General features: G+C 71.1%; 17 protein-coding genes and 1 pseudogene. 9 read left to right on the forward strand and 9 right to left on the reverse strand.

The features are described from left to right. Nucleotides 1-13: 13 nt before the first annotated feature. Entirely contained in the window at nucleotides 14-1576 is a 1563-nt protein-coding gene (locus AC4BEG_RS28635) for a Na+/H+ antiporter (RefSeq protein ID WP_490702608.1), read from the reverse strand. Between the two features lie 205 nt (nucleotides 1577-1781). Between AC4BEG_RS28635 and AC4BEG_RS28640 the strand changes: the two genes are divergently transcribed. From AC4BEG_RS28640 to AC4BEG_RS28650, 3 genes are all read left to right on the forward strand, one after another. Then, a complete protein-coding gene (locus AC4BEG_RS28640; RefSeq protein ID WP_490702609.1) occupies nucleotides 1782-1871 on the forward strand; it encodes a potassium-transporting ATPase subunit F in 90 nt (29 codons plus the stop codon). Between the two features lie 228 nt (nucleotides 1872-2099). Continuing rightward, a complete protein-coding gene (locus AC4BEG_RS28645) occupies nucleotides 2100-4670 on the forward strand; it encodes a sensor histidine kinase (RefSeq protein ID WP_490702610.1) in 2571 nt (856 codons plus the stop codon). 195 nt (nucleotides 4671-4865) lie between these two features. Continuing rightward, nucleotides 4866-6089 (forward strand): diaminopimelate decarboxylase family protein, encoded by a 1224-nt coding sequence (locus AC4BEG_RS28650; protein WP_490707237.1) that lies wholly within the window; start codon nucleotides 4866-4868, stop codon nucleotides 6087-6089. A gap of 60 nt (nucleotides 6090-6149) precedes the next feature. Here the strand turns inward: AC4BEG_RS28650 and AC4BEG_RS28655 are convergent, their stop codons facing one another. The 6 genes from AC4BEG_RS28655 to AC4BEG_RS28680 form a co-directional block, all read right to left on the reverse strand. Beyond that, on the reverse strand, nucleotides 6150-8069 hold the full coding sequence (locus AC4BEG_RS28655) for an NAD-binding protein (RefSeq protein ID WP_490702611.1): 1920 nt from the start codon (nucleotides 8067-8069) through the stop codon (nucleotides 6150-6152). Nucleotides 8070-8227: 158 nt separating this feature from the next. Continuing rightward, nucleotides 8228-8857, reverse strand: a complete 630-nt coding sequence (gene kdpC, locus AC4BEG_RS28660; protein WP_490702612.1) for a potassium-transporting ATPase subunit KdpC — start codon at nucleotides 8855-8857, stop codon at nucleotides 8228-8230. Nucleotides 8858-8880: 23 nt separating this feature from the next. Further along, nucleotides 8881-11016 (reverse strand): potassium-transporting ATPase subunit KdpB, encoded by a 2136-nt coding sequence (gene kdpB / locus AC4BEG_RS28665; RefSeq protein ID WP_490702613.1) that lies wholly within the window; start codon nucleotides 11014-11016, stop codon nucleotides 8881-8883. Then, nucleotides 11016-12680: a potassium-transporting ATPase subunit KdpA gene (kdpA, locus tag AC4BEG_RS28670; RefSeq protein ID WP_490702614.1), complete on the reverse strand. Its 1665-nt coding sequence runs from the start codon at nucleotides 12678-12680 to the stop codon at nucleotides 11016-11018. The genes kdpB and kdpA overlap by 1 nt, the downstream gene beginning before the upstream one ends. Further along, on the reverse strand, nucleotides 12680-12769 hold the full coding sequence (gene kdpF / locus AC4BEG_RS28675; RefSeq protein ID WP_490702615.1) for a K(+)-transporting ATPase subunit F: 90 nt from the start codon (nucleotides 12767-12769) through the stop codon (nucleotides 12680-12682). The genes kdpA and kdpF overlap by 1 nt, the downstream gene beginning before the upstream one ends. A 186-nt stretch (nucleotides 12770-12955) precedes the next feature. Then, entirely contained in the window at nucleotides 12956-13297 is a 342-nt protein-coding gene (locus AC4BEG_RS28680) for a hypothetical protein (RefSeq protein ID WP_490702616.1), read from the reverse strand. A gap of 594 nt (nucleotides 13298-13891) precedes the next feature. Between AC4BEG_RS28680 and AC4BEG_RS28685 the strand changes: the two genes are divergently transcribed. Continuing rightward, on the forward strand, nucleotides 13892-15055 hold the full coding sequence (locus AC4BEG_RS28685) for a hypothetical protein (RefSeq protein WP_490702617.1): 1164 nt from the start codon (nucleotides 13892-13894) through the stop codon (nucleotides 15053-15055). Continuing rightward, a complete protein-coding gene (locus AC4BEG_RS28690; protein WP_490702618.1) occupies nucleotides 15043-16170 on the forward strand; it encodes a hypothetical protein in 1128 nt (375 codons plus the stop codon). The genes AC4BEG_RS28685 and AC4BEG_RS28690 overlap by 13 nt, the downstream gene beginning before the upstream one ends. 140 nt (nucleotides 16171-16310) lie before the next feature. Here the strand turns inward: AC4BEG_RS28690 and AC4BEG_RS28695 are convergent, their stop codons facing one another. Beyond that, nucleotides 16311-16889 (reverse strand): universal stress protein, encoded by a 579-nt coding sequence (locus AC4BEG_RS28695; protein WP_490702619.1) that lies wholly within the window; start codon nucleotides 16887-16889, stop codon nucleotides 16311-16313. Nucleotides 16890-17288: 399 nt separating this feature from the next. On the opposite strand from AC4BEG_RS28695, the gene AC4BEG_RS28700 reads away from it, so the two are divergent. From AC4BEG_RS28700 to AC4BEG_RS28710, 3 genes and pseudogenes are all read left to right on the forward strand, one after another. Next, entirely contained in the window at nucleotides 17289-17528 is a 240-nt protein-coding gene (locus tag AC4BEG_RS28700) for an SAV_915 family protein (protein ID WP_490702620.1), read from the forward strand. Nucleotides 17529-17542: 14 nt separating this feature from the next. Continuing rightward, nucleotides 17543-18877 carry a diaminopimelate decarboxylase gene (lysA, locus tag AC4BEG_RS28705; RefSeq protein ID WP_490702621.1) on the forward strand — a complete coding sequence of 445 codons (1335 nt, stop codon included), beginning with the start codon at nucleotides 17543-17545 and terminating at the stop codon, nucleotides 18875-18877. Nucleotides 18878-19003: 126 nt separating this feature from the next. After that, nucleotides 19004-19278 (forward strand): annotated as a pseudogene (locus AC4BEG_RS28710) (potassium-transporting ATPase subunit B); the annotation flags it as partial. A gap of 22 nt (nucleotides 19279-19300) precedes the next feature. Here the strand turns inward: AC4BEG_RS28710 and AC4BEG_RS28715 are convergent. Continuing rightward, nucleotides 19301-19693, reverse strand: coding sequence for a hypothetical protein (locus AC4BEG_RS28715; protein ID WP_490702622.1), 393 nt, complete (start codon nucleotides 19691-19693; stop codon nucleotides 19301-19303). Between the two features lie 116 nt (nucleotides 19694-19809). Between AC4BEG_RS28715 and AC4BEG_RS28720 the strand changes: the two genes are divergently transcribed. Then, the gene (locus tag AC4BEG_RS28720; protein WP_490702623.1) at nucleotides 19810-20091 is read left to right on the forward strand and encodes a hypothetical protein; all 282 of its coding nucleotides are present in this window, start codon (nucleotides 19810-19812) and stop codon (nucleotides 20089-20091) included. Nucleotides 20092-20131 lie beyond the last annotated feature (40 nt).

A 20131-nucleotide genomic window follows, 5' to 3' on the forward strand; every position in this document is an offset into this window, starting at 1 on the left:
GTCCGCCACCCGGTCATGTGTCGGCCAGGCGCGCGTCCTCCAGGTCGAGGGAGCGCTGGAGACTCCTGCGGGTCGCGTCGCTGATCTCGTGCTCGTCGTAGAGCCGCTGGAGCTCGGCGGCCTCCACCAGCAGGAGGTCCCTGCGCAGCTGGCGGTAGACGTGGTCGGCGGACTCGGTGGGGTCGGCGTCCTCGAGGCGGTCGCGGGCGTGGTCGAGGCGGGCCTGGAAGCTGCGGCGCAGCCGGTCCATCACCACCTCGGGTACGGCTTCGAGTTCGGATATCTCCTGGAGGCGCCGGATGCCGGCGCCGGCGAGGCTGCACCGGGCGGCGGCCTCCTCGCGTTCGGTGTGGTCGGGCTCCAGGGCGATGCCGGAGCGCCGGACGACGGTGGCGAGGGTGAAGCCCTGGGCGATCAGGGTGACGACCACCACGGAGGTCGCCAGCACGAGGACCAGCGGGCGCTGCCGGAGGACGGATCCGTCATCGGCGATGACGGGGATGGACAGGGCCGCCGCGAGGGGGACAACACCGCGGGTGCCCGCCCATGTCATCACCATGGGCACGCGCCAGGAGGGGCGCCGCCGGCCGCCCTTGCGCTGAACGACGGCGGAGAGCGGGAAGACCCACAGCACGCGTACGGCGAGGAGGGTCGCCGCTATGGCGAGCGCGTGCAGCGGCCACAGCCGGTAGCTGTCGGACAGGGCGCGGATGAGCCCGGGGAGCGCCAGCCCGATGAGACTGAAGACCACGCTCTCCAGCAGGAAGATGACCGTGCCGTGGACGGCGTGCAGGTGCAGGCGGATCCGGGCGTTGGTCAGCCGGTCCCCGCGGCCGCCGAGCACCACTCCCGCCACGACCACGGAGGTGACCCCGGAGGTCTCGGCGGTCTCCGCGAGTACGTAGGCGGCGTACGGGGTGACCAGCGTGATCACGGTCTCCAGCACCGGGTCCTCAGTCCGGCGGCGGATGACGGCCACCACACCGGCGACCGCGGCCCCGATGAGGGTGCCGCCACCGGCCAGCAGCGCGAACTCGGCCCCCATGCTCTGCCCGCTCATGGCGGAGGAGGCGATGGCGAGGCTTACCGCGACCCGGAAGAGGACCAGGGACGTGGCGTCGTTGAACAGGCTCTCGGCCTGTACCAGGACCTGGACCTTCGGTGGCAGTGCCAGCCGTCTGCCCAGCGCGGTCACGGCCACCGGGTCCGTACTGGCCAGCACCGCGCCGAGGACGAACGCCATCTTCCAGGACAGCGGGGTGAGGGCGGCGGCGACCGCGCCCACGGCCGCCGCCGACGCCAGCACCAGGCCCACCGCCAGGACGCCGACCGGCTTCCACACGAGGCGCAGTTCGCGCCACGGCAGTTCCTCGGCGCTGGCGTAGAGCAGCGGCGGCAGTACCACCAGGCCGATGATCTGCGGGTCGACCGTGATCTCCGGGGTGCCGGGCAGCAGGGCGACGGCCAGGCCCGCGACGACGAGGAGGGACGGCGCGGGTATGCGCCAGCGGCGGGCGCCGGTCGCCACCACGGTGGCGAGCACCACAAGGAAGAGAACCGTACCGACGCTGCGCATGCCGCTCCCTGGCTCGAATGCGGGCCCACGCGGCCCGGCCAGCCGACCAGTCTTCCCGGCACACCGGTTCAACCCTATCCGTAAAGAACCCGTCAAGGCGGCGTCAACGTAGGCACGATGCGTGCCAGAGAGCCGTCAGGGACGATTGCCGGGCGAGGGGCGGGCGGGGTGCACTCCTCATCGTGGACGAGGGAGTTGATCGCCCGTGAGCACGGAGAACGTCGTCGGACTCATCGTTGCCGGCTGTCTGGTCGGGTACCTGGTGCTGGCCTGGTTCTTCCCGGAGAAGTTCTGAGCCCGCTCGGCATGATCGAGAAGAAGAGAGTGCGCGCCGAGCTGTCGTGCCCATTCCCGCGGGGTGCTGAACGCAGCGTCCACCTGTCACCACACCGGCATCCGTGGCTGTCCGACCGCGGGCGATCCCTGTGCGGCGGCCCGGTGCGTCGAGCCGGTCGGCGGCCGCGCCGTGGGCGGACACTGGGGATCAGAGACGGCCTCACATCCATCGGAGGGAGGGCCGGAGATGGAACGCGGGCAGCTGCGGATCTACCTCGGCGCCGCCCCCGGGGTCGGCAAGACGTACGCCATGCTCGCCGAGGGGCAGCGCCGGGCCGAGCGCGGGACGGACGTGGTCATCGGATACGTGGAGACCTACGGCCGCCCCCGGACGGAGGCGCTGCTCGACGGGCTGGAGACCATCCCCCGGAAGACGATCGCCTACCGGGGCACGACCTTCACCGAACTGGACGCCGACACGGTGATCGCCCGCCACCCGCAGGTGGCTCTGATCGATGAGTTGGCGCACACCAATGTGCCGGGTTCACCCCATGAGAAGCGCTGGCAGGACGTGGCGCGGGTGCTGGACGCGGGGATCACCGTGCTGTCCACGGTCAACATCCAGCACCTGGAGTCGGTGAACGACGTGGTCCGGCAGATCACCGGGGTGCCGCAGCGCGAGACCGTCCCCGACGAGGTGGTGCGCCAGGCCGACCAGGTGGAGCTGGTCGACATCACACCCGAGGCACTGCGCCGCCGGATGGCGCACGGCAACATCTATCCGCCGGAGAAGATCGATGCAGCGCTCACCCACTACTTCCGGGTCGGCAATCTGACCGCTCTGCGGGAGCTGGCCCTGCTGTGGCTGGCCGACAAGGTCGACGACCAGCTGGAGCGCTACCGCGCCGACCACGCCATCGCCGGAACGTGGGAGGCTCGGGAACGCGTCGTCGTCGCCCTCACCGGCGGACCCGAGGGCGACACGCTCGTCCGTCGCGCCTCCCGCATCGCCGAACGTACCCGGGGCGCCGACCTGCTCGCCGTCCACGTGACCAGCAGCGACGGGCTGGCGACTGCCGCCACCCCGGCCAACCTGACCCGGCAGCGGGCGCTGGTGGTGAGCCTCGGCGGCACCTACCACCAGGTGGTCGGCGATGACATCCCCACCGCGCTGCTGGACTTCGCGCGCGGTGTGAACGCCACGCAGCTGGTGCTCGGCGCCTCCCGCCGCGGACTCATCGGGCAGCTGTTCCGGCGCGGCGTCGGGGTGACCACGGTCGCGCGGTCCGGACCGATCGACGTTCATCTGGTCACCCACGAGGAGATCGGGCGGGGCAGGCGCGCGGCGACCCGCGAGGGACTGACGCGGCGCCGGCGCCTGGCTGGATTCCTGCTCGCCGCGGGGGCCCTGCCGCTGCTCACCCTGTCTCTCACCGCCCTGCGCGGCCAGTTGTCGTTGTCCAGCGACATCCTGGCCTTCCTCTTCGCCGTGATCGGCGTCGCGCTGGTGGGTGGTCTGTATCCGGCGCTGACCGCGGCCGTGGCGGGCTTCCTGCTGCTCAACTACTTCTTCACCCCGCCGGTCCATACCTTCGCCGTCGCCGACGCCGACCACCTCAGCGCCTTGGTGGCGTTCGTCCTGGCCGCCGTGGCGGTCAGCGCCGTCGTCGACGTGGCCGCCCGCGGCACCCGGGACGCCGCCCGTGCCACCGCCGACGCCGAAGCGCTGTCCACGCTCGCCGGGAGTGTGCTGCGCATGGGGGTCCTCCCAGCGGAGCGAGGGGGAGAGCGCGCCCTCGACGTGCTGCTGGAACGGCTGCGGGAGACCTACGGGCTGACCTCCGTCACGCTGCTCGAACGTCGCCCCGGCACGCCGCTGACCCCGGACCGTCAACGCGACCCGGGCAGTTGGCGGATCGCCGCCACCGTCGGCGACGAGCCGTCCACGAGTCCCGACGAGGGCGATGCCGACATCCCCGTCGGCGACGGGCTGTCGCTGGTGCTGCGCGGCCATCCGCTGCCCGCCGCGGCCCGGCGGGTCCTGGAGGCGTACGCGGCCCAGGCAGCCGTCGCCCTGCGCCAGCAGCGGCTGGAGGAGGCGGCCGAGGAGGCACGCCCGATCGCCGAGGCCGACCGGGCCCGTACCGCCATGCTGCACGCCGTCGGCCACGATCTGCGTACCCCGCTGACCACCGCCAGGGACGCGGTCGACCGCCTGGCCGACCGCGACGTCGCGCTCACCGACGCGGATCGCGAACAGCTCGCCGCCACGGCCCAGGGCTCCCTGGCCCGCCTCGACCAACTCGTCGGAAACCTGCTGGACGTCAGCCGCCTCCAGGCGGGCACCCTCGGGACCGCCCCGCAGCCGCTGGCCGTCGAGGACATCCTGCCGCGGGCGCTGGAGAGCCTCGGACCCTCCGACCACCATGTGGACGTCCGCATCCCCGACGGCGTCCCCGAACTCCTCGCCGACCCCGCTCTCGTGGAGCGCATCCTGGTCAACCTGGTCTCCAACGCCCGCCATCACAGCCCGGCCGGGCAGCGGGTGCTGCTGACTGCCGGCGCGCACGCGGGCCGCGTGGAGATCAGGGTGATCGACCACGGCTCCGGTACCCACCCGCCCCACCACGAGCGGACTCTGCGCCCCTTCCAGCGCCTGGGCGCCCAGGAGGGCCACGCCGGAGCCGAGCTCGGCCTCACCCTCGCGCGCGGATTGGCCGAGGCGATGGGCGGCACCCTCGTCCCCGACGAGACGCCCGGCGGCGGCGTCACCATGATCCTCAGCCTGCCCGGCGTGGCCCCGCCGCCCGCCCGCTAGCCGATCCGCAGCGGCGGGGTGATAGGAGCACGTCAAGGCTCAGGCGTGGTGCGTCAATGATCCATATGGGGCCGATCCGGGCGGGCCGCCGGAGCCGTACCGTCACGTGAGGCGCCCCGGTTTCTCGTGCCACGGCCGGGGCGCCTGTCGTACGGGGGGTGTTGGTACGGACGCGAGGAGGCTCCCGACGTGAGCATGCCGCCGAGTGACGTCCCGGCAGTGGCGGACCGCGACGGTCCGCCTCGGCGGCCGGGGCCGTCGGAGCGCCTTCCCCATGACGGCCCCGCAACCGGCCGCGCCCCTTCTCCCGCCATCGGCGGGGTGCCGCTCGCCGAGATCGCCGACCGCTTCGGCACCCCCGCCTGCGTTCTCGACGAGGACGAAGTCCGCAGACGCTGCCGGGTCTTCCGGGACGCCCTCCCCGACGGCGGCGTCCTGTACGAAGCCGACGCCCTCTGGTGCCGGGCCGTGGCGCACTGGGTGCGGGAGGAGGGGCTGGGCCTGGCGGTGCGATCGGCCGAGGAGCTGGAGTTCGCGGTCGTGGACGGCCTCCCGCCCGAGCACATCGTGCTGCACGGCATACCGCGGCACCCCGAGCATCTCGCCGCCGCCCTGCGGCTGGGCGTGGGCCGGATCATCATCGACAGCGCCTCGGCTACCGCCCGGCTGGCCGCCGCGGTCCCGGCAGGCAGCCGCCGGCGGGTCCTGCTCCGGGTGTCGCCGGGCATCGTCACCGGCGGCAGGACGCCGGGTCTGTCGCTCAACGACGCGACCGCGCATCACGCCATTGTTCGGATACTCGACCAGCCACGCCTGGAACTGGCCGGCCTCCACGCCGACCTCGGGGCGCGGACCGCCACCGCCAGGACCTGGGTATCGGCGGTGCGGAACATCATCGGCTTCCTGGCCCGCGTACGTCACCGGCACGCCACCGCCTTCCACGAACTGCACCTCGGCGGCCCCGGTCTCGCCCGCACCCCCGGCGAGGACGCCGCCGACAGCGGCGGCATCGCCCACATGCTGCGGACCGCGCTGATCAGGAGCTGCGCGGCGGCGGGCATGACGGTGCCGCGGCTGACCATCGGCGTGGGGAGCGCGGTCGTCGGTCCCGCGGCTGTCGCGCTCCACCGCGTGCTGTCGGTCGAACGGACCGCCGCGCGAACGTTCACCGTCGCGGTCGACGGTGGTGTGCGGGACGGTCTGCGATACGGGGCAGAGTCCGGTGGTCCGCTACTCGGCGATCCACGGCCCGGGGACGTGGTCGCGCTGCCCGTCTTCGACACGCACCCCGTCCCGGCGGTGCCCGGCCGCGCCCTGGTGTGCCGCCTGCCGGTGGTCGCCGTCTCCGGAGGGCGAGCCCGCCTCCTGGTACGCCGCGAGACGCTCGCCGATGTGCACAGCCGCGACATCAGCCTTTGAAGAAGGGGCAGACCGGCCCGGGCCGCGCAGTGTGGTCGTCCTCACTCTCGACTCGCGCCGCTAGCCGCGTGGCGGATCCGTCCGGACGGGCTGCACCCCCGCCATCAGTACATCCAGCCCGCGCCGTGTGGTCGCCAGGACCACGCGGTCGCCCGACCGCAGCACGCGGCCGTGCGGCGGACGCCAGTCGAATCCCGGCGGGTCGAGGCGCAGCCCTCCGCCGAGCGTGTCCGTGTCCGAGGAGGGCTGTACGGAGGCGGGCCCCACGGCCAGTACGCGCCACGCGTTCCGCTTGAACGCCTCATGGATCGAATGCCCCTCCAGCGCCGGGTGTCCGCCGACGTCCACCACGGTGAAGAGCAGGACGCCGCGCTCGATCGGCATGATGCCCAGTACGTGCCGACCCATCATCGCGGCGGCGAAGGCAGGCGCGGCGAGCGCCGAGACACTGCGGCTGCGGGTCAGCGCGTCGGGGTAGGAAGCGCGCATCGTACGCGAGACGGTGGCCGCGAAATCGTCGTCGTACAGCCGCATCACCACACGCACACGCGGGTTGATCTCACGGGCGGCCATCACGATGTCCAGGTTCTCCCCGTCCTCACGCGTGCAGACGAGCAGGGAGGCGGCCCGGTCGATGCGGGTGAGCTCCAGGACGCCGGGGGTGGCGGCGTCCTCGATCAGCAGTGGTACGCCGAGTTCGCGGGCGAAGCCGACGCCACGGGCCTGCGGGTTGCGTTCGATGACCACGACCTTGTGGCGGGTGGTGCCGAGCTGGGCGAGGACGCGGGTGCCGATCCTGCCGAGGCCGACGAGGACGATGTGGTTGCGGAGGTCGTCGGCGGGCGGGTGGCTGGCCGATCCGGCGCGGAACGCCTCGGTCGCGTTGATGGCCGCCGCCACGACGAGCGGCAGGACGGCCAGCCCGACGAAGCCCGCGACGAGCTGGAGCACCTGGCGACCGTGGCCCTCGTCGATGGCCGGGTCGCCCATGGTGAAGATGTCGAGCAGCGGCAGATAGACGGACTGCCACAGCGGGCCGTCGTGGACCAGGGCCGTGGCGATCGCCAGCAGGACGACGATCGCCCCCAGCACTCCGAAGACGGCGGTGACTTCGCGGGAGACGAACACCTTCCACGGCAGGCGGGTGAGCCGGTCCCGGATCCAGCCGCGGGTCGCGCGCGGCTCTCCCGGGCTCTCGGGAGTCGCCCGGTGGGTGACCTGTTCCAGCATGAGCCGCGCGTGGGTGAACGTACGGTGGTACGCGGTGGAGGTGTCCGGCAGCAGCTGCGTACCGTCGGCGCCGGGGGTCTCCGCGCTGTCCTCGCTGCCGGGGTCGTCCTGGTGGGTGCCGGAGAGTACGGCCAGGGTGGCCAGGTCAGTCGCCTGCGGCGGGGCCCCGGCGGCCCGTACGACGCCCCGGAAGACCTTGCCGTCGGCCTGAAGGGTGTGGCCCTGGCCGACCGCGGCCGCCGCAACCAGCTCGGGGACGGCGGTCTCGACATCCGACAGGACAGTGGTCGATGTGTCGATGGGCCCCTCGTCCTCGGCGCGGTCGCGCACTATGGCGGCCCGGTCCAGCAGCCGCTCCAGGTGCCGGCCACGCTCGCGGTGGTACATGCGGATCACCAGCCGTACGGCGGGGTTGAGGCTCCGCGCCAGCAGTGCCGCCGTCATGTTCACCTGGTCGTCGCGGTAGGTGAGGGCCACGGCCGCGGCCCGCTCGACACCGGCCGCGCGCAGGGTCTGCTCGTTGGGGCGCGCCGAGACCAGCAGCTCCACCGGCGAGTCGGGGTCGTCGTGGAGGGCGGTGATCCGCGGGAGGCGCTGGTCGTTGCCGGATGGCAGTACGACGGTGACGACCTCACCGCAGATGGCGTCGAGTTCGACGGCGAGCCGGTGGGCGAGTCGGTCGTCACCGCAGATCACCATGTGCTGGGAACGGATGCCGCGAGGTGTTGCCGAAGGGGTGGTTGACGTCACGTCAGACAAGAGGGGAGGGCGGAAGGGTGTCGGTTCCGGTCGTACGCGAGTTCGACGTCAAGGTTTCGTATATGCGGACAGCGTTCCCTCTGACGACACGCTCAGGATGGCTTCGGCGCGACGGTGGCGGGATCCGCTGCGGCGGCGCCGCAACCGCCTCATCTCAGTTCGGTGAGCGCGTGGTTGAGCTCGACCACGTTGACGCGTTCTTCGCCGAGGAACCCCAGAATGCGGTCGTGGAGGTGGTCGTCCACCAGCCTGCGGACGGCGGCTTCGTCCAAGCCGCGGGCTTTGGCCACGCGCGCGGCCTGGAGGTGGGCGTACCCCTTCGAGATGTGCGGGTCCAGGCCCGAGCCGCCGGCTGTCACGGCGTCGGCCGGGACCTGGGCGGGGGGCACGTGGTTGAAGCGGGCGATGCCCTTCCGGCGCTGGTCGATGGCGTCGATGAGCCGCTTGTCGTGGGGACCGAGGTTGGACGCGCCGGAGGCGAGCGGATCGTAGCCACCGGCGGAGGGGCGCGGCTGGAACCATCGTGGGTCGGGGCGTGGTTGCTCGTTCAGGTCGTCGGGGTTCTTCTTTGGCAGGTCGAAACGCTGGCCGATGAGGCTGGATCCGACGACCGTGCCCTTCCGTTTGATCTCCGAGCCGTTTGCCTCGTCCCCGAAGAGCGCTTGGGCGACGCCCGTCACCGCCAGGGGGTAGAACACCCCCGTGATGGCGGTGAAGACCAGCAGCATCCGCAGGCCCGACAGGTAGAGGCGGATCCAGGCTGGGAGGAACGGGGTCATGGCACTCCACCTTCCCTTGGCGGTCAGCGCAGTCCGGGGACGAACTGGACGATGAGATCGATCAGTTTGATGCCGACGAAGGGCAGCGCCAGACCACCGAAGCCGTACAGGTAGATGTTGCGGCTGAGCAGCGCGGCCGCGGAGGAGGGGCGGTAGCGCACTCCGCGCAGCGCGAGCGGGATGAGCGCGACGATGATGAGCGCGTTGAAGACGATGGCGGAGGTGATGGCCGACTCAGGGCTGTGCAGCCCCATGATGTTGAGCCGGTCCAGGCCGGTGAATTCGGCCGCGAACATCGCGGGGAGGATCGCGAAGTACTTGGCGACGTCGTTGGCGATCGAGAAGGTGGTGAGCGCGCCACGCGTGATCAGCAGCTGCTTGCCGATCTCCACGATCTGGATGAGCTTGGTCGGGTTGGAGTCCAGGTCGACCATGTTCCCGGCCTCTTTGGCGGCGGAGGTGCCGGTGTTCATGGCCACGCCGACGTCGGCCTGGGCCAGCGCGGGCGCGTCGTTGGTGCCGTCGCCGGTCATCGCGACCAGCTTGCCGCCCGCCTGCTCCCGCTTGATGAGCGCCATCTTGTCCTCGGGAGTCGCCTCCGCGAGGAAGTCGTCCACCCCGGCCTCCTTGGCGATAGCGTGTGCGGTCTGCGGGTTGTCCCCGGTGATCATCACCGTCTTGATACCCATCCGGCGCAGCTCGTCGAACCGCTCCCGCATGCCCTCCTTGACCACGTCCTTGAGGTGGATCACGCCGAGCACCCGGGCCGTGGTGCGCCCGCTCTCGGTGGCGGCCTCGCCGACGACGAGCGGGGTGCCGCCGCTGGCGGCGATCGCGTCGACGACCGGACCGACCTCGTCGGTCGGATGGCCGCCGTTGTCCCGTACCCACTTCATCACGGCCGTCGCGGCGCCCTTGCGGAGCTGCCGGAGGTGCTCGCCGCCGAGGTCCACGCCGGACATGCGGGTCTGGGCGGTGAAGGGCACGAACTCGGCGTGCGCCAGCTCCCCTTCGGCGCGGGCCCGCAGCTGGTGGCGTTCCTTGGCGAGGACCACGATGGAGCGGCCCTCGGGCGTCTCGTCGGCCAGGGAGGACAGCTGCGCGGCGTCCGCGAGCGCGACGGGCTCCGTACCGCCCACGGGGACCAGCTCGGCCGCCTGCCGGTTCCCCAGGGTGATGGTGCCGGTCTTGTCGAGCAGCAGGGTGTTGACGTCGCCCGCCGCCTCGACGGCCCGGCCGCTCATCGCCAGGACGTTGCGCTGGACGAGCCGGTCCATCCCGGCGATGCCGATCGCGGAGAGCAGCGCGCCGATGGTGGTCGGGATCAGTGCCACGACCAGGGCCACAAGGATCACGATGGGCTGCTCGGCGTGCCCGTAGATCGCCAGCGGCTGGAGGGTGGTGACGGCGAGCAGGAAGATGATGGTGAGGGAGGCCAGCAGGATGTTCAACGCGATCTCGTTGGGGGTCTTCTGCCGGGCGGCGCCTTCCACCAGAGCGATCATCCGGTCGATGAAGGTCTCGCCGGGCCGGGAGGTGATCCGTACGACGACGCGGTCGGACAGCACCTTCGTGCCGCCGGTGACCGCGGACCGGTCGCCGCCCGACTCGCGGATCACCGGTGCGGACTCGCCCGTGATCGCGGACTCGTCGACGCTGGCGATGCCTTCCACGATGTCGCCGTCGCCGGGGATGACCTGCCCTGCCTCGACGACCACATGGTCGCCCAGAGTCAGGTCGGCCGCGGGCACCGGCCGCTCCCGCGGTTGCGGTGCCCCCGGCCGCCAGTCGACGAGCTTGCGGGCGGTCGTGGCGGTCCTGGTCCTGCGCAGTGTCTCGGCCTGGGCTTTGCCACGCCCCTCGGCCACTGCCTCCGCCAGGTTGGCGAAGCCGACGGTCAGCCACAGCCAGGCCGTGATCAGCCAGGAGAAGACGGACGGATCCTTGATCGCCGACGCGGTGGTGAGGAGGGCGCCGACCTCGACCACGAACATGACCGGGTTCCGGTAGAGCGTCCGCGGGTCCAGCTTGCGGCAGGCGTCGGGCAGCGACCGCCACAGCAGCTTGGGGTCGAGCAGCCCGCCCTGGACACGGTGCGGAGGATGGGGCGCGGTCCGCGAGCCCCGTGGCGCCGCGGGAGGTCGTGCGGTGTGGGGCATCAGGTCAGCCCCTCCGCGATCGGGCCGAGGGAGAGCGCGGGGAAGTAGGTGAGGCCGACGACGATCAGGACCACGCCGGTCAGCAGGCCGACGAACTGCGGGCGGTGGGTGGGCAGCGTGCCCGCCGTCACCGGGACCGGTTTCTGCCGGGCGAGCGAGCCCGCCAGCGCCAGGACGAACACCATGGGCAGGAACCGGCCGACGAGCATGGCCAGGCCGAGCGCCGTGTTGTACCAGGTGCCGTCGACCGTGAGGCCCGCGAACGCGGATCCGTTGTTGTTGGCGGCGGAGCTGAAGGCGTACAGGACCTCCGAGTAGCCGTGCTCACCCGTATTGAGCATCTTGGCGCGCGCTCCGGGGCTCGCCATGGCCGCCGCGGTGCCGACCAGCACCACCGCCGGAGTGGTCAGGATGTACAGCGAGGCGAACGTCATCTCCCGGCGGCCGAGCTTCTTGCCGAGGTATTCCGGGGTGCGGCCGACCATGAGCCCGGCCACGAAGACCGCGACGACGGCCAGGATCAGGATGCCGTACAGACCGGACCCGGTACCGCCGGGCGCGATCTCGCCGAGCAGCATGTTGAAGATCAACAGCCCGCCGCCGCCCGGCGAGAAGGAGTCGTGGGCGGAGTTGACGGCTCCGCACGAGGTGAGGGTGGTGGAGACGGCGAAGAGCGCGGATGCCCAGACGCCCAGGCGCTGCTCCTTGCCCTCCATCATCCCCCCGGCGGCGTGCCCGGCCGGGCTGCTGACGCTGTGCAGCTCGTTGGCGGTGACGATGACCACCGACGCGGCCCAGACGAGGACCATCACGGCGAGGATGGCGTAGCCCTGACGGTGGTCGCCGACCATCCGGCCGAAGGTGCGCGGCAGGCTGAACGAGATCACCAGCAGCAGATAGGTTTCGATGAGGTTGGTGAGCGCGTTGGGGTTCTCGAAGGGGTGGGCGGAGTTGGCGTTGTAGAAGCCGCCGCCGTTGGTGCCCAGTTCCTTGATGGCCTCCTGGGAGGCGACCGGGCCGCCGGTCAGCACCTGGGAGCCCCCGGAGAGCGTGGTGATCTCGTGGACGCCGTGGAAGTTCTGGATGGCGCCGCCCGCGACCAGGACGATCGCGAAGGCGAAGGAGAAGGGGAGCAGCACGCGTACGGTGATCCTGGTCAGGTCCACCCAGAAATTGCCGACCCGGTCGGTCTGCTTGCGGGTGAACCCGCGGATAAGGGCGGCGACCACGGCGACGCCCATGGCGGCCGACACGAAGTTCTGCACCGCCAGGCCCGCCATCTGGACCAGATGACCCATGGTCGCTTCGCCGGAGTACCACTGCCAGTTGGTGTTGGTGACGAAGGAGACTGCGGTGTTGAACGAGCCGTCCGGGTCCACAGGTCCCCTGCCGATCGACAGCGGCAGGTGGTTCTGGAGCCGCAGGAAGGCGTACAGGAACAGGACACCCACGGCGGCGAAGGCCAGCAGGCTGCGCAGGTACGCGGGCCAGCTCTGGTCCGCGTCGCCGTTCACCCCGCCGACGCGGTAGATGGCGCGCTCGACCCGTAGATGGCGCCTGGTGGTGAGGGTGTGCGCCATGAAGTCACCGAGCGGGCGGTACGAGGCGGCGAGCAGCACGACGAGCAGCAGGACCTGGAGCCAGCCCGCGAGTGTGGCGTTCATCAGAACTTGTCCGGCCGGATCAGGGCGAGCACCAGATAGCCGATCAGTGCGGCGGCGACCACCAGGCCGACGATGTTGTCGGCGGTCACAGCCGCTCGGCTCCCTTGGCGACCAGGGAGACCACGGCGAAGACGAGGATCGTGAGGCCGATGAAGGCAAGGTCGGTCATCTGCGATTCACCTCAAGCGAGGGTGGCGGTGGGGCGCGCGTATCGGCAACCGTTGAGGGTTTCCCGCGCGGAGACTCCTCATCGCACGCCACCGCCCGTATAGCCCTCACTGACGCCCGTTCGGCACCGCGAACGGGTGACCGGCCCCCGCGGTGGTGGCGGAGGCGTTCAGCCGGCGCGTGACCCAGACGGCGGGGAGCGCCGCCACGCAGACCACCAGGGCGGCCGGCGGCACCCGATCGAGTCCGTACGCGGACGCCGCCCGTCCACCGACCGCCGCACCGGAGGCGATACCCGCGTTGACCGCTGAGGCGCCCAGGGCGGCGGCCAGTGCCCCGACGAAGCGCACCGCGTTGGAGCCGGAGGGCCAGAGCCCGCCAAGGACGAGTGCCAGGGAGGTCAGGGCGGTGAACTGCGCGTCCATCAGCAGTACGCCCACGGCCGGCATCGCCGGCACCCCCCGGCCCGGCGTCTGTCCGACCAGCCTGCCCAGTGGCCACCGACCACCGTTGAGACGGCGATGCCGTCGAGACCAGGGAGACGGCGTGGCCGCGGCGTCCGGCCGGGACCAGACCGGTGGCCACCCGAGGACGTCCTCGGGTGGCCACCGGGCGGCACACGCCTTCTGCCCACGACCCGCAGCGGATCCCAGGTCCACGCGGGCCCCGCCAAAGTGGCGCAGACCACCAGCGGGCCGCTGTCCACCTCGACGACGGCGAGGTCCGTGATGCGACGCGAGGAGGGTATTTCGCTGATGAGAATCAGTAGTTCATCAAGATTGCGGCACAGGGTGGTCACCGACCCCGACAACCGAGAGTGTGTCCGTGTGGTCGGTCCGGGCGACTTGTCGCCGCCGAGGGTCGAGCACACTGAGAGCGTTCGCGACTGAGTTACGGGGGAAGGACGGGGGATGCGCGGCCTGTGGGGGCGCAAGTGGCTCGTTGCCGTGGTGTCGTGTGGTGCGGTCGCCGTTGCCATCGTTGTGGTGGCTGTGTCGTGTTCGTTGATGCGGAGTAGTCAAAGAGCGGTCAATCAGGCGCAGTTGAAACACGCTTGTGCGGGGCTCCTGCCACAGCGGGAGCTGAGGGGATTCGTCCCGTCCGACAGCTCGGGCGCGCTGGAGCAGTACGGCACGATGCTCGACCCGCATCAGGAGAGCCGGGCCCTGCTGGATTGCACACTTTCCTGGGGCGCCGGCCGTTGGGAGCCCGATGCGCAGGTCCGGGTCCGGGCGGAAGCCGTGCTGGCCACGCAGGGGGACAACGCTTCCGCGGAGAAGGACTCTTCCGCTGACGGGGACTCTCCCGGCGACTTCGCTCTGCCGCTCCCGCCCGGGGCGAAGGGGAGCACGGGAGCAGAAGACCGACTCAACGGCAGTGAGGTGGATGCCTCGTTGCGGGTGGGGTGTCCGAACGGGTTGACCGGCAGGAAGCTTCCGTCGAAGCTGCTGAGCGTCTCGGTGGCACTGCCGTCGAAGGCCGACAGCGACTATGACGTGTCTCATGCCGACCGCCTCCTCGCGGCCCGTACGGCGGTCCGCGTCGCCAATTGGGTCACCCGGGAGCAGAACTGCGGCCGCGATCCGATCAGCACCGAGGGCGCGACGGTGCTCCGTACGGGCCGCACGCCCACGCAGGTGTGCTCATGGCTGGATCCCAAGGCTCTGAACTTCGCCGAGAGCATGGAATCCGAGAAGCCGTACGACTGGCGGTTCACCGGCGACAGTGCGTACAACCAGCGTGCCGGGTCCTGCGGTGGCCAGGTGTCCGGCCTCCCCGCGTACGTGGAGGACCTGCCGGTGGATGAGGTGAAGGCGGAGAGCTGGGCCGGAGAATTCGCGCGTGGTGCCTGGGAGCGCTATGCGGACACCGGCGATGTGCCTGGCCGGGACAAGCCCTCGCCCGCAACGCCCGGCGGCAAGACGGTGATCAAGAACACGGGACTGCCTCCCGAGCTCGCCCTGTGGGCGAAGTCGGTGTGTGACGGCGGCAGGAGCTACCACCGGATCGCCATCACGGTCCCGCTCGAGTTCGGCGACCAGGACGAAGACGACGAGGTCGCCCTCACCCGGGCCCAGCGCAAGAAGCTTTCGTCCGATGCCCGCGCCACGCTGCGGCGCTACCTGGCCGACGGCGATGCCTGGCCGAAGCGTTCGCACTGCCGGGACACCACCATCCTGGGAGAGGTTGAGGAATGGGCCCGTTGAAGCGCCACGCGGCGAAGATCGCTGTCGTGGTCTGCGCACTGGCGCTGCTGTCGGGCGGATACTTCTGGTTCGGCGGTGGCTACGACCGCTGGTCGACCGGGCGCCTGATCGAGGATGCCTGCGATGGAGTGCTTCCGGCCGACGAGGTGCGGGCCGTGTTGGGCGACCGGGGTCTGGAGAACGGGCCCGAACGCGATCGCAACGAGGGTGGCCTCGAGGACAAGGAGACTTCCCTGCGGGTGGAGTGCGACATCCAGCGCGATGTTGAGCACAATGCCGGCAAGGCGACGCACGATGCGTCGGTCGAGGTCGTCATCAGCGGTGTACCGACCGTCAATCGCCAGGACCGGTACGACGGGCTGTACCCGGGCGTGCCCTCCTCCCTCCCGCCCAGTCCTCTCGGCCAGGGCTGGAACGGTGTCTTCAGCACCTCCGACACCTACGACGATGAGGCCGGGTCCACCACCGCCGTACTGCTCGACTGCGCAAAGGGCCGCAGCGATCTCCTGGTCACGGTGCATGCGGAGGCGGAGGACATCACGCTCGACAACCCCGACCGTCGAACGGAGTTCGCCCGCATCGCCACCGCCACGGCAGCGGACGCCTCCCACCACTGGGGCTGCGACGCCGATCTCGGCCGCCCGCTCACCACGGCCCCGCTGCCGGTGAACGAGGACGAACGGGTCCCGCCCGCCGAGGCCAAGGGCACCTGTGCCGACGTCCCCGCCCGACGGAAGTCGGTGTCCTGGGCCTGGGAGAGCAAGACGGGCGAGACACCGTACGAAGAGTGCGTACTGGGCAATTCACGCGGCCACACTGTCTACGTACTCGCCGCTCACTACGGCCCGTTCGCGGAGGACGCGAGGTACAACCAGTTCGAGCGCCCCGGGGCCCCTGGGCACTCGTCCGGCAGCCGTGCGGGAGAGCTGTACGGCAATGGCTACTGGACCAGTGCCGTGTGCCCACGGCACGGCGAGCCCGCCTTCTTCTCGCTCCGGCCGTCCGGCGACTCCAAGACCTCGGCGGCCGACCGGGCCTACGAGCGTTCCGCGCTCAAGGTCTTCGCCCGGCGATCGGCCAAGGCTCACGGCTGTTCCGCGCCCGCCACACCCTGACCAGGCAGCATCAGCAAACTGCCGGCAGAGCTACGGCTCTCAGGACGATGCCGAGCCCAGCAGGACCTCGGCGTGGCCGAGAACGGCCGCCAGCGCACGGGAGGGTTCGCGGTGGCGACCCGATGCGCTGCTTTTCCCGTTCATGTGCCCTGGGTGTGCCCTCGCGACTCCTCGGCAAGATGCCGGGTGTCCAGGCGAAGGTGCCATGTGTTGTGGCGGCGTACGGTCGCGAGGTCGGCCTCCAGCGGGGACGGTGGGACCGCGAGGACCGGGCAGGTGGCGTGGCCGAGGCAGTAGCGGCTGACCGAAGGGGAAATCATCCGGTGCAGGCGGCCGCGGCGGCCGGCGCCGACGACCACGAGGTCGGTGTCGCGGTCGGCGATCTGCACCAGGACCTGGCCGGGCCGGCCACGGGCGATCAACGCGTGCAGAGGAACCCCCGGACCGGCGGCGCCGAACATGGTGGCGACGATGTCGAGCAGGTTGTCCCCGGCGAGCTGACGGCAGTGTTCGAGCACCAGCGGCGGGACCGGCGAACGCCGGGCGTTGAACTCACCGCCCGGCGGCTCCCAGGCGAGGACCGCCCACAGTTCGGCGCCACGGTGCCGTGCCTCTTCGGCCGCCTGGCGCAGGGCCGTCAGGCTGCCCGGAGAACCGCTCACGCCCCCCACGACGCGAGCGGTTCGCCGAGCGTCGGAACGCGCATCGGGATCAGGCATGGCATCACCGTTCCTCGCAGGCGCGCACCTTGAGGTGCGTCTTCCATCTCACACCTGGTGTGAGCGATGTGGACAGGCCCGACGCTGCTTCTTGGCGCTCTTCTGACAGCCTCGCCGTGGGGTGACCAACGCTGGTGTCAGCATCGCGTCAGTATCCGTTCGATGCCCGTCAGGATCGCGTCATCGGCCTCCGGAGAACCGGGGCGGTCGGGCATAGCGTCAGCGGTGAGCCCCGTTCCGCCTCCCCGTGTCCGGGGCTGCCAAGCACATCGACCCGGACCGCATGCTCCTCGGAGGTATCCCATGGCAGACATCCTGTGCGGCGAAGACCCGGAACCTATCGATCGGTTCCCGGCCGGACCCCTGTTCGTCCCCGTCCGGCCGGGATCACCCGGGTGTGTGACGCGTATCTTCCGTACTCCTCTCGGCGCCCGTACGGCCATCGGCTTCACCTCCGAACACCGGCTGATCGCGACGCTCGGCCCGGCGCAGCCGTGGATCAGACTCGCCGAGCCCGCGCTGCGGGCGCTGACCGCACCGCTCGGCGCCACCACCGTCACGGTGGATCCCCGGTTCACGGCCCGGTCTGCCCGGCCGCTGAACCCCGTTGTTCCCGCGCTCGCCCTGCGCGTCGGCTGAGCGGGGACACCACGATGACCACCGTTCACGACCCCGCGGTCACCACCATCCCCACCGACCTGTCGGTCTGGCCGGCGTCCACCGCCGAGCCCCGCCCGGGCGACCTTGCCGTGGGTGGCGTATCCCTCGCGGAGATCGCCGACCGCTTCGGCACCCCCGTCTATGTCCTCGACGAGGCCGAGGTCCGCGACCGCTGCCGTACCTACCGGGACACCTTCCCCGAGGCCGAGGTCCTGTACGCGGCCAAGGCGTTCCTGTGCCGCGCGATGATCCACTGGATGGACGAGGAGGGCCTGGGGCTCGACGTCTGCTCGGCCGGAGAACTGGAGCTCGCGGTCAGCACCGGGTTCCCGCCCGAGCGGATCGTGCTCCACGGCAACGCCAAGTCCCCGCAGGACCTGGAGACGGCCCTCCGGCTGCGCGTGGGCCGCATCGTCATCGACAGTCCGTCGGAGATCGCCCTGCTGGCCGCCGCCGTCGGACCCGGCGGCCACCAGAAGGTCATGGTCCGGGTGGTGCCCGGGATCAGCGCCGGCAGCCACGAGAAGATCCGCACGGGCACCGAGGACCAGAAGTTCGGCCTCAGCATCTCCGACGGGTACGCCCAGCACGCCATCGCCCGGATACTGAAGCAGCCGCAGCTCGAACTCACCGGCCTGCACTGTCACCTCGGCTCGCAGATCACCAGCGTCAAGCCGTACCTGGCCGCCGTGCGCCGCGTGGTCGGCCTCATGGCCCGCCTCCACGAGCAGCACGGCCTGGTCCTGCCCGAGCTCGATCTCGGCGGAGGGCACGGCATCGCCTACCGTCCCGATGAGCCGGCCCTGGACCTGACCACGCTGGCCCGCAAGGTCCGTGCCGAACTGATCGAAGCGTGCGCGACGGCCGGGCTGACCGTCCCTCGCCTGATCATCGAACCGGGCCGGGCCATCGCCGGACCGGCGGGCATCGCCCTCTACCGCGTACTCACCGTCAAGCGCACCGGTGAGCGCACCTACGTCGCCGTCGACGGCGGTATGAGCGACAACCCGCGACCGGCCCTGTACGGAGTCCGTTACACACCCCACCTGGTGGGCCGGCGCGGCAGCCCGACCCTGGCCCCCGTGACCGTGGTGGGCCGGCACTGCGAGGCCGGTGACGTGCTGGCCACGGATGTGGACCTCCCCGACGACGTACGCCCCGGGGACCTGCTCGCCGTTCCCGTCGCCGGCGCCTACCACCTGTCCATGGCCTCCGGGTACAACCTGGTCGGCCGCCCGCCCGTCGCCGCCGTGCGCGACGGTCATGCCCGGCTCCTGGTGCGCCGGGAGTCCCTGGACGACATCCGCAGCCGCGACGTGGGTCTCTAGCCTCCCGCCAACTCCCCGATCCGCCTCCGGGCGAGCCACGGCCCAGCCCTCGCCCGGAGGCGCACCACGCGCCCCTTCTGTGCGACATGTGAGGTCCCTGTGGCGGCCGAGAACATCGTCGGGCTGATCGCTGTCCGGCTGTGGCTCACAGTGGGCTTCGCGGGCCTGGCGGAAGCCGTCGCCGAGAGTCGCGGTCGCGCGCAGGCAGACACTCTGCGCGGTATGCGCCGCCAGACCATCGCCAGGCGGCTCACCGGCCGGCGGCCGGGGGCCACAGAGGGGGAGTACGCCTAAGGAGTCCCCGGCATCGACGAGTCGGCGATCACCGGGAATCCGTGCCGGTGATCCGGGAGTCGGACGGCGATTGCCCGGCCGTCACCGGCGGTACGCGCGTCCTGTCACACCCTCGGCGCGACCCTGCGATCAGCCGGAGAGGCCAGTGGCTCCGTGGAGAGGCAGTGTCAGATCGCACGGGAACTCGTCGCCGCCGCGCAGGAAAGTGACCCGCACGCGCAGGACGTGTGCCCCTGCCGGAGGAGCGGGCTGTCCTGTCACGCTGCCGTTGGTACAGGAGCCTTCGGGGCCCGGGCCGTAGAGGCCTCCCCAGTCCACGTATGCGTTTCCGAGGTCGTCCTCTGCTTCCATCACCAGCATGGGAATCCCGTCACCGTCTTCGTCCGGAAGGGGCGGGCTCACCGTGTAGTGGAGGGTGAACGACTCCTGATCGACGGTCAGTTCACGTATCGTCAGCAGGTGGCGGCCGCCGAGGACGGCCAGGCTGGGGTGACCACTGTTGGGCTGGGGGCGGGTGTTCACACCGTTGATCCAACGCGGACGCGCATCGGAGGTTCAAGGACTCCGGCGCATCTTGACGAGCTTCTGATGCGGTACGGGGGCTCTCCGATCCCGGTGTGGTCGGTAGCCTCCGGGGCATGGATCATGACGATCACGAGCCGGTCTTCGTCCGCAGTCGGTGGGGCACGAACCGCTACGTCTACAACCACCGCAATCCGGTAGGGGCCGCGCTGATGGTGATCAGCCTGGGCTTCGCGGTGGTGATGATGGTCCTCATGGAGAAGCACGCGGGCCCTTTCGCGACGCCGGAGCCGAGTCCCTGGAGCCCGTCGACTGCGCCGCTGGAGTCCTGGCCCTCCGCGACGGACGGGGCCGGCTCCGGGCCCACTGCGGAGCCGGGACCCTCGACGAGTCCGTGAGCGTGCCCTGACGACTCGGCACCAGGGCAGCGGGCGCGGC

The organism is Streptomyces sp. JLBJ103, assembly GCF_058215575.1.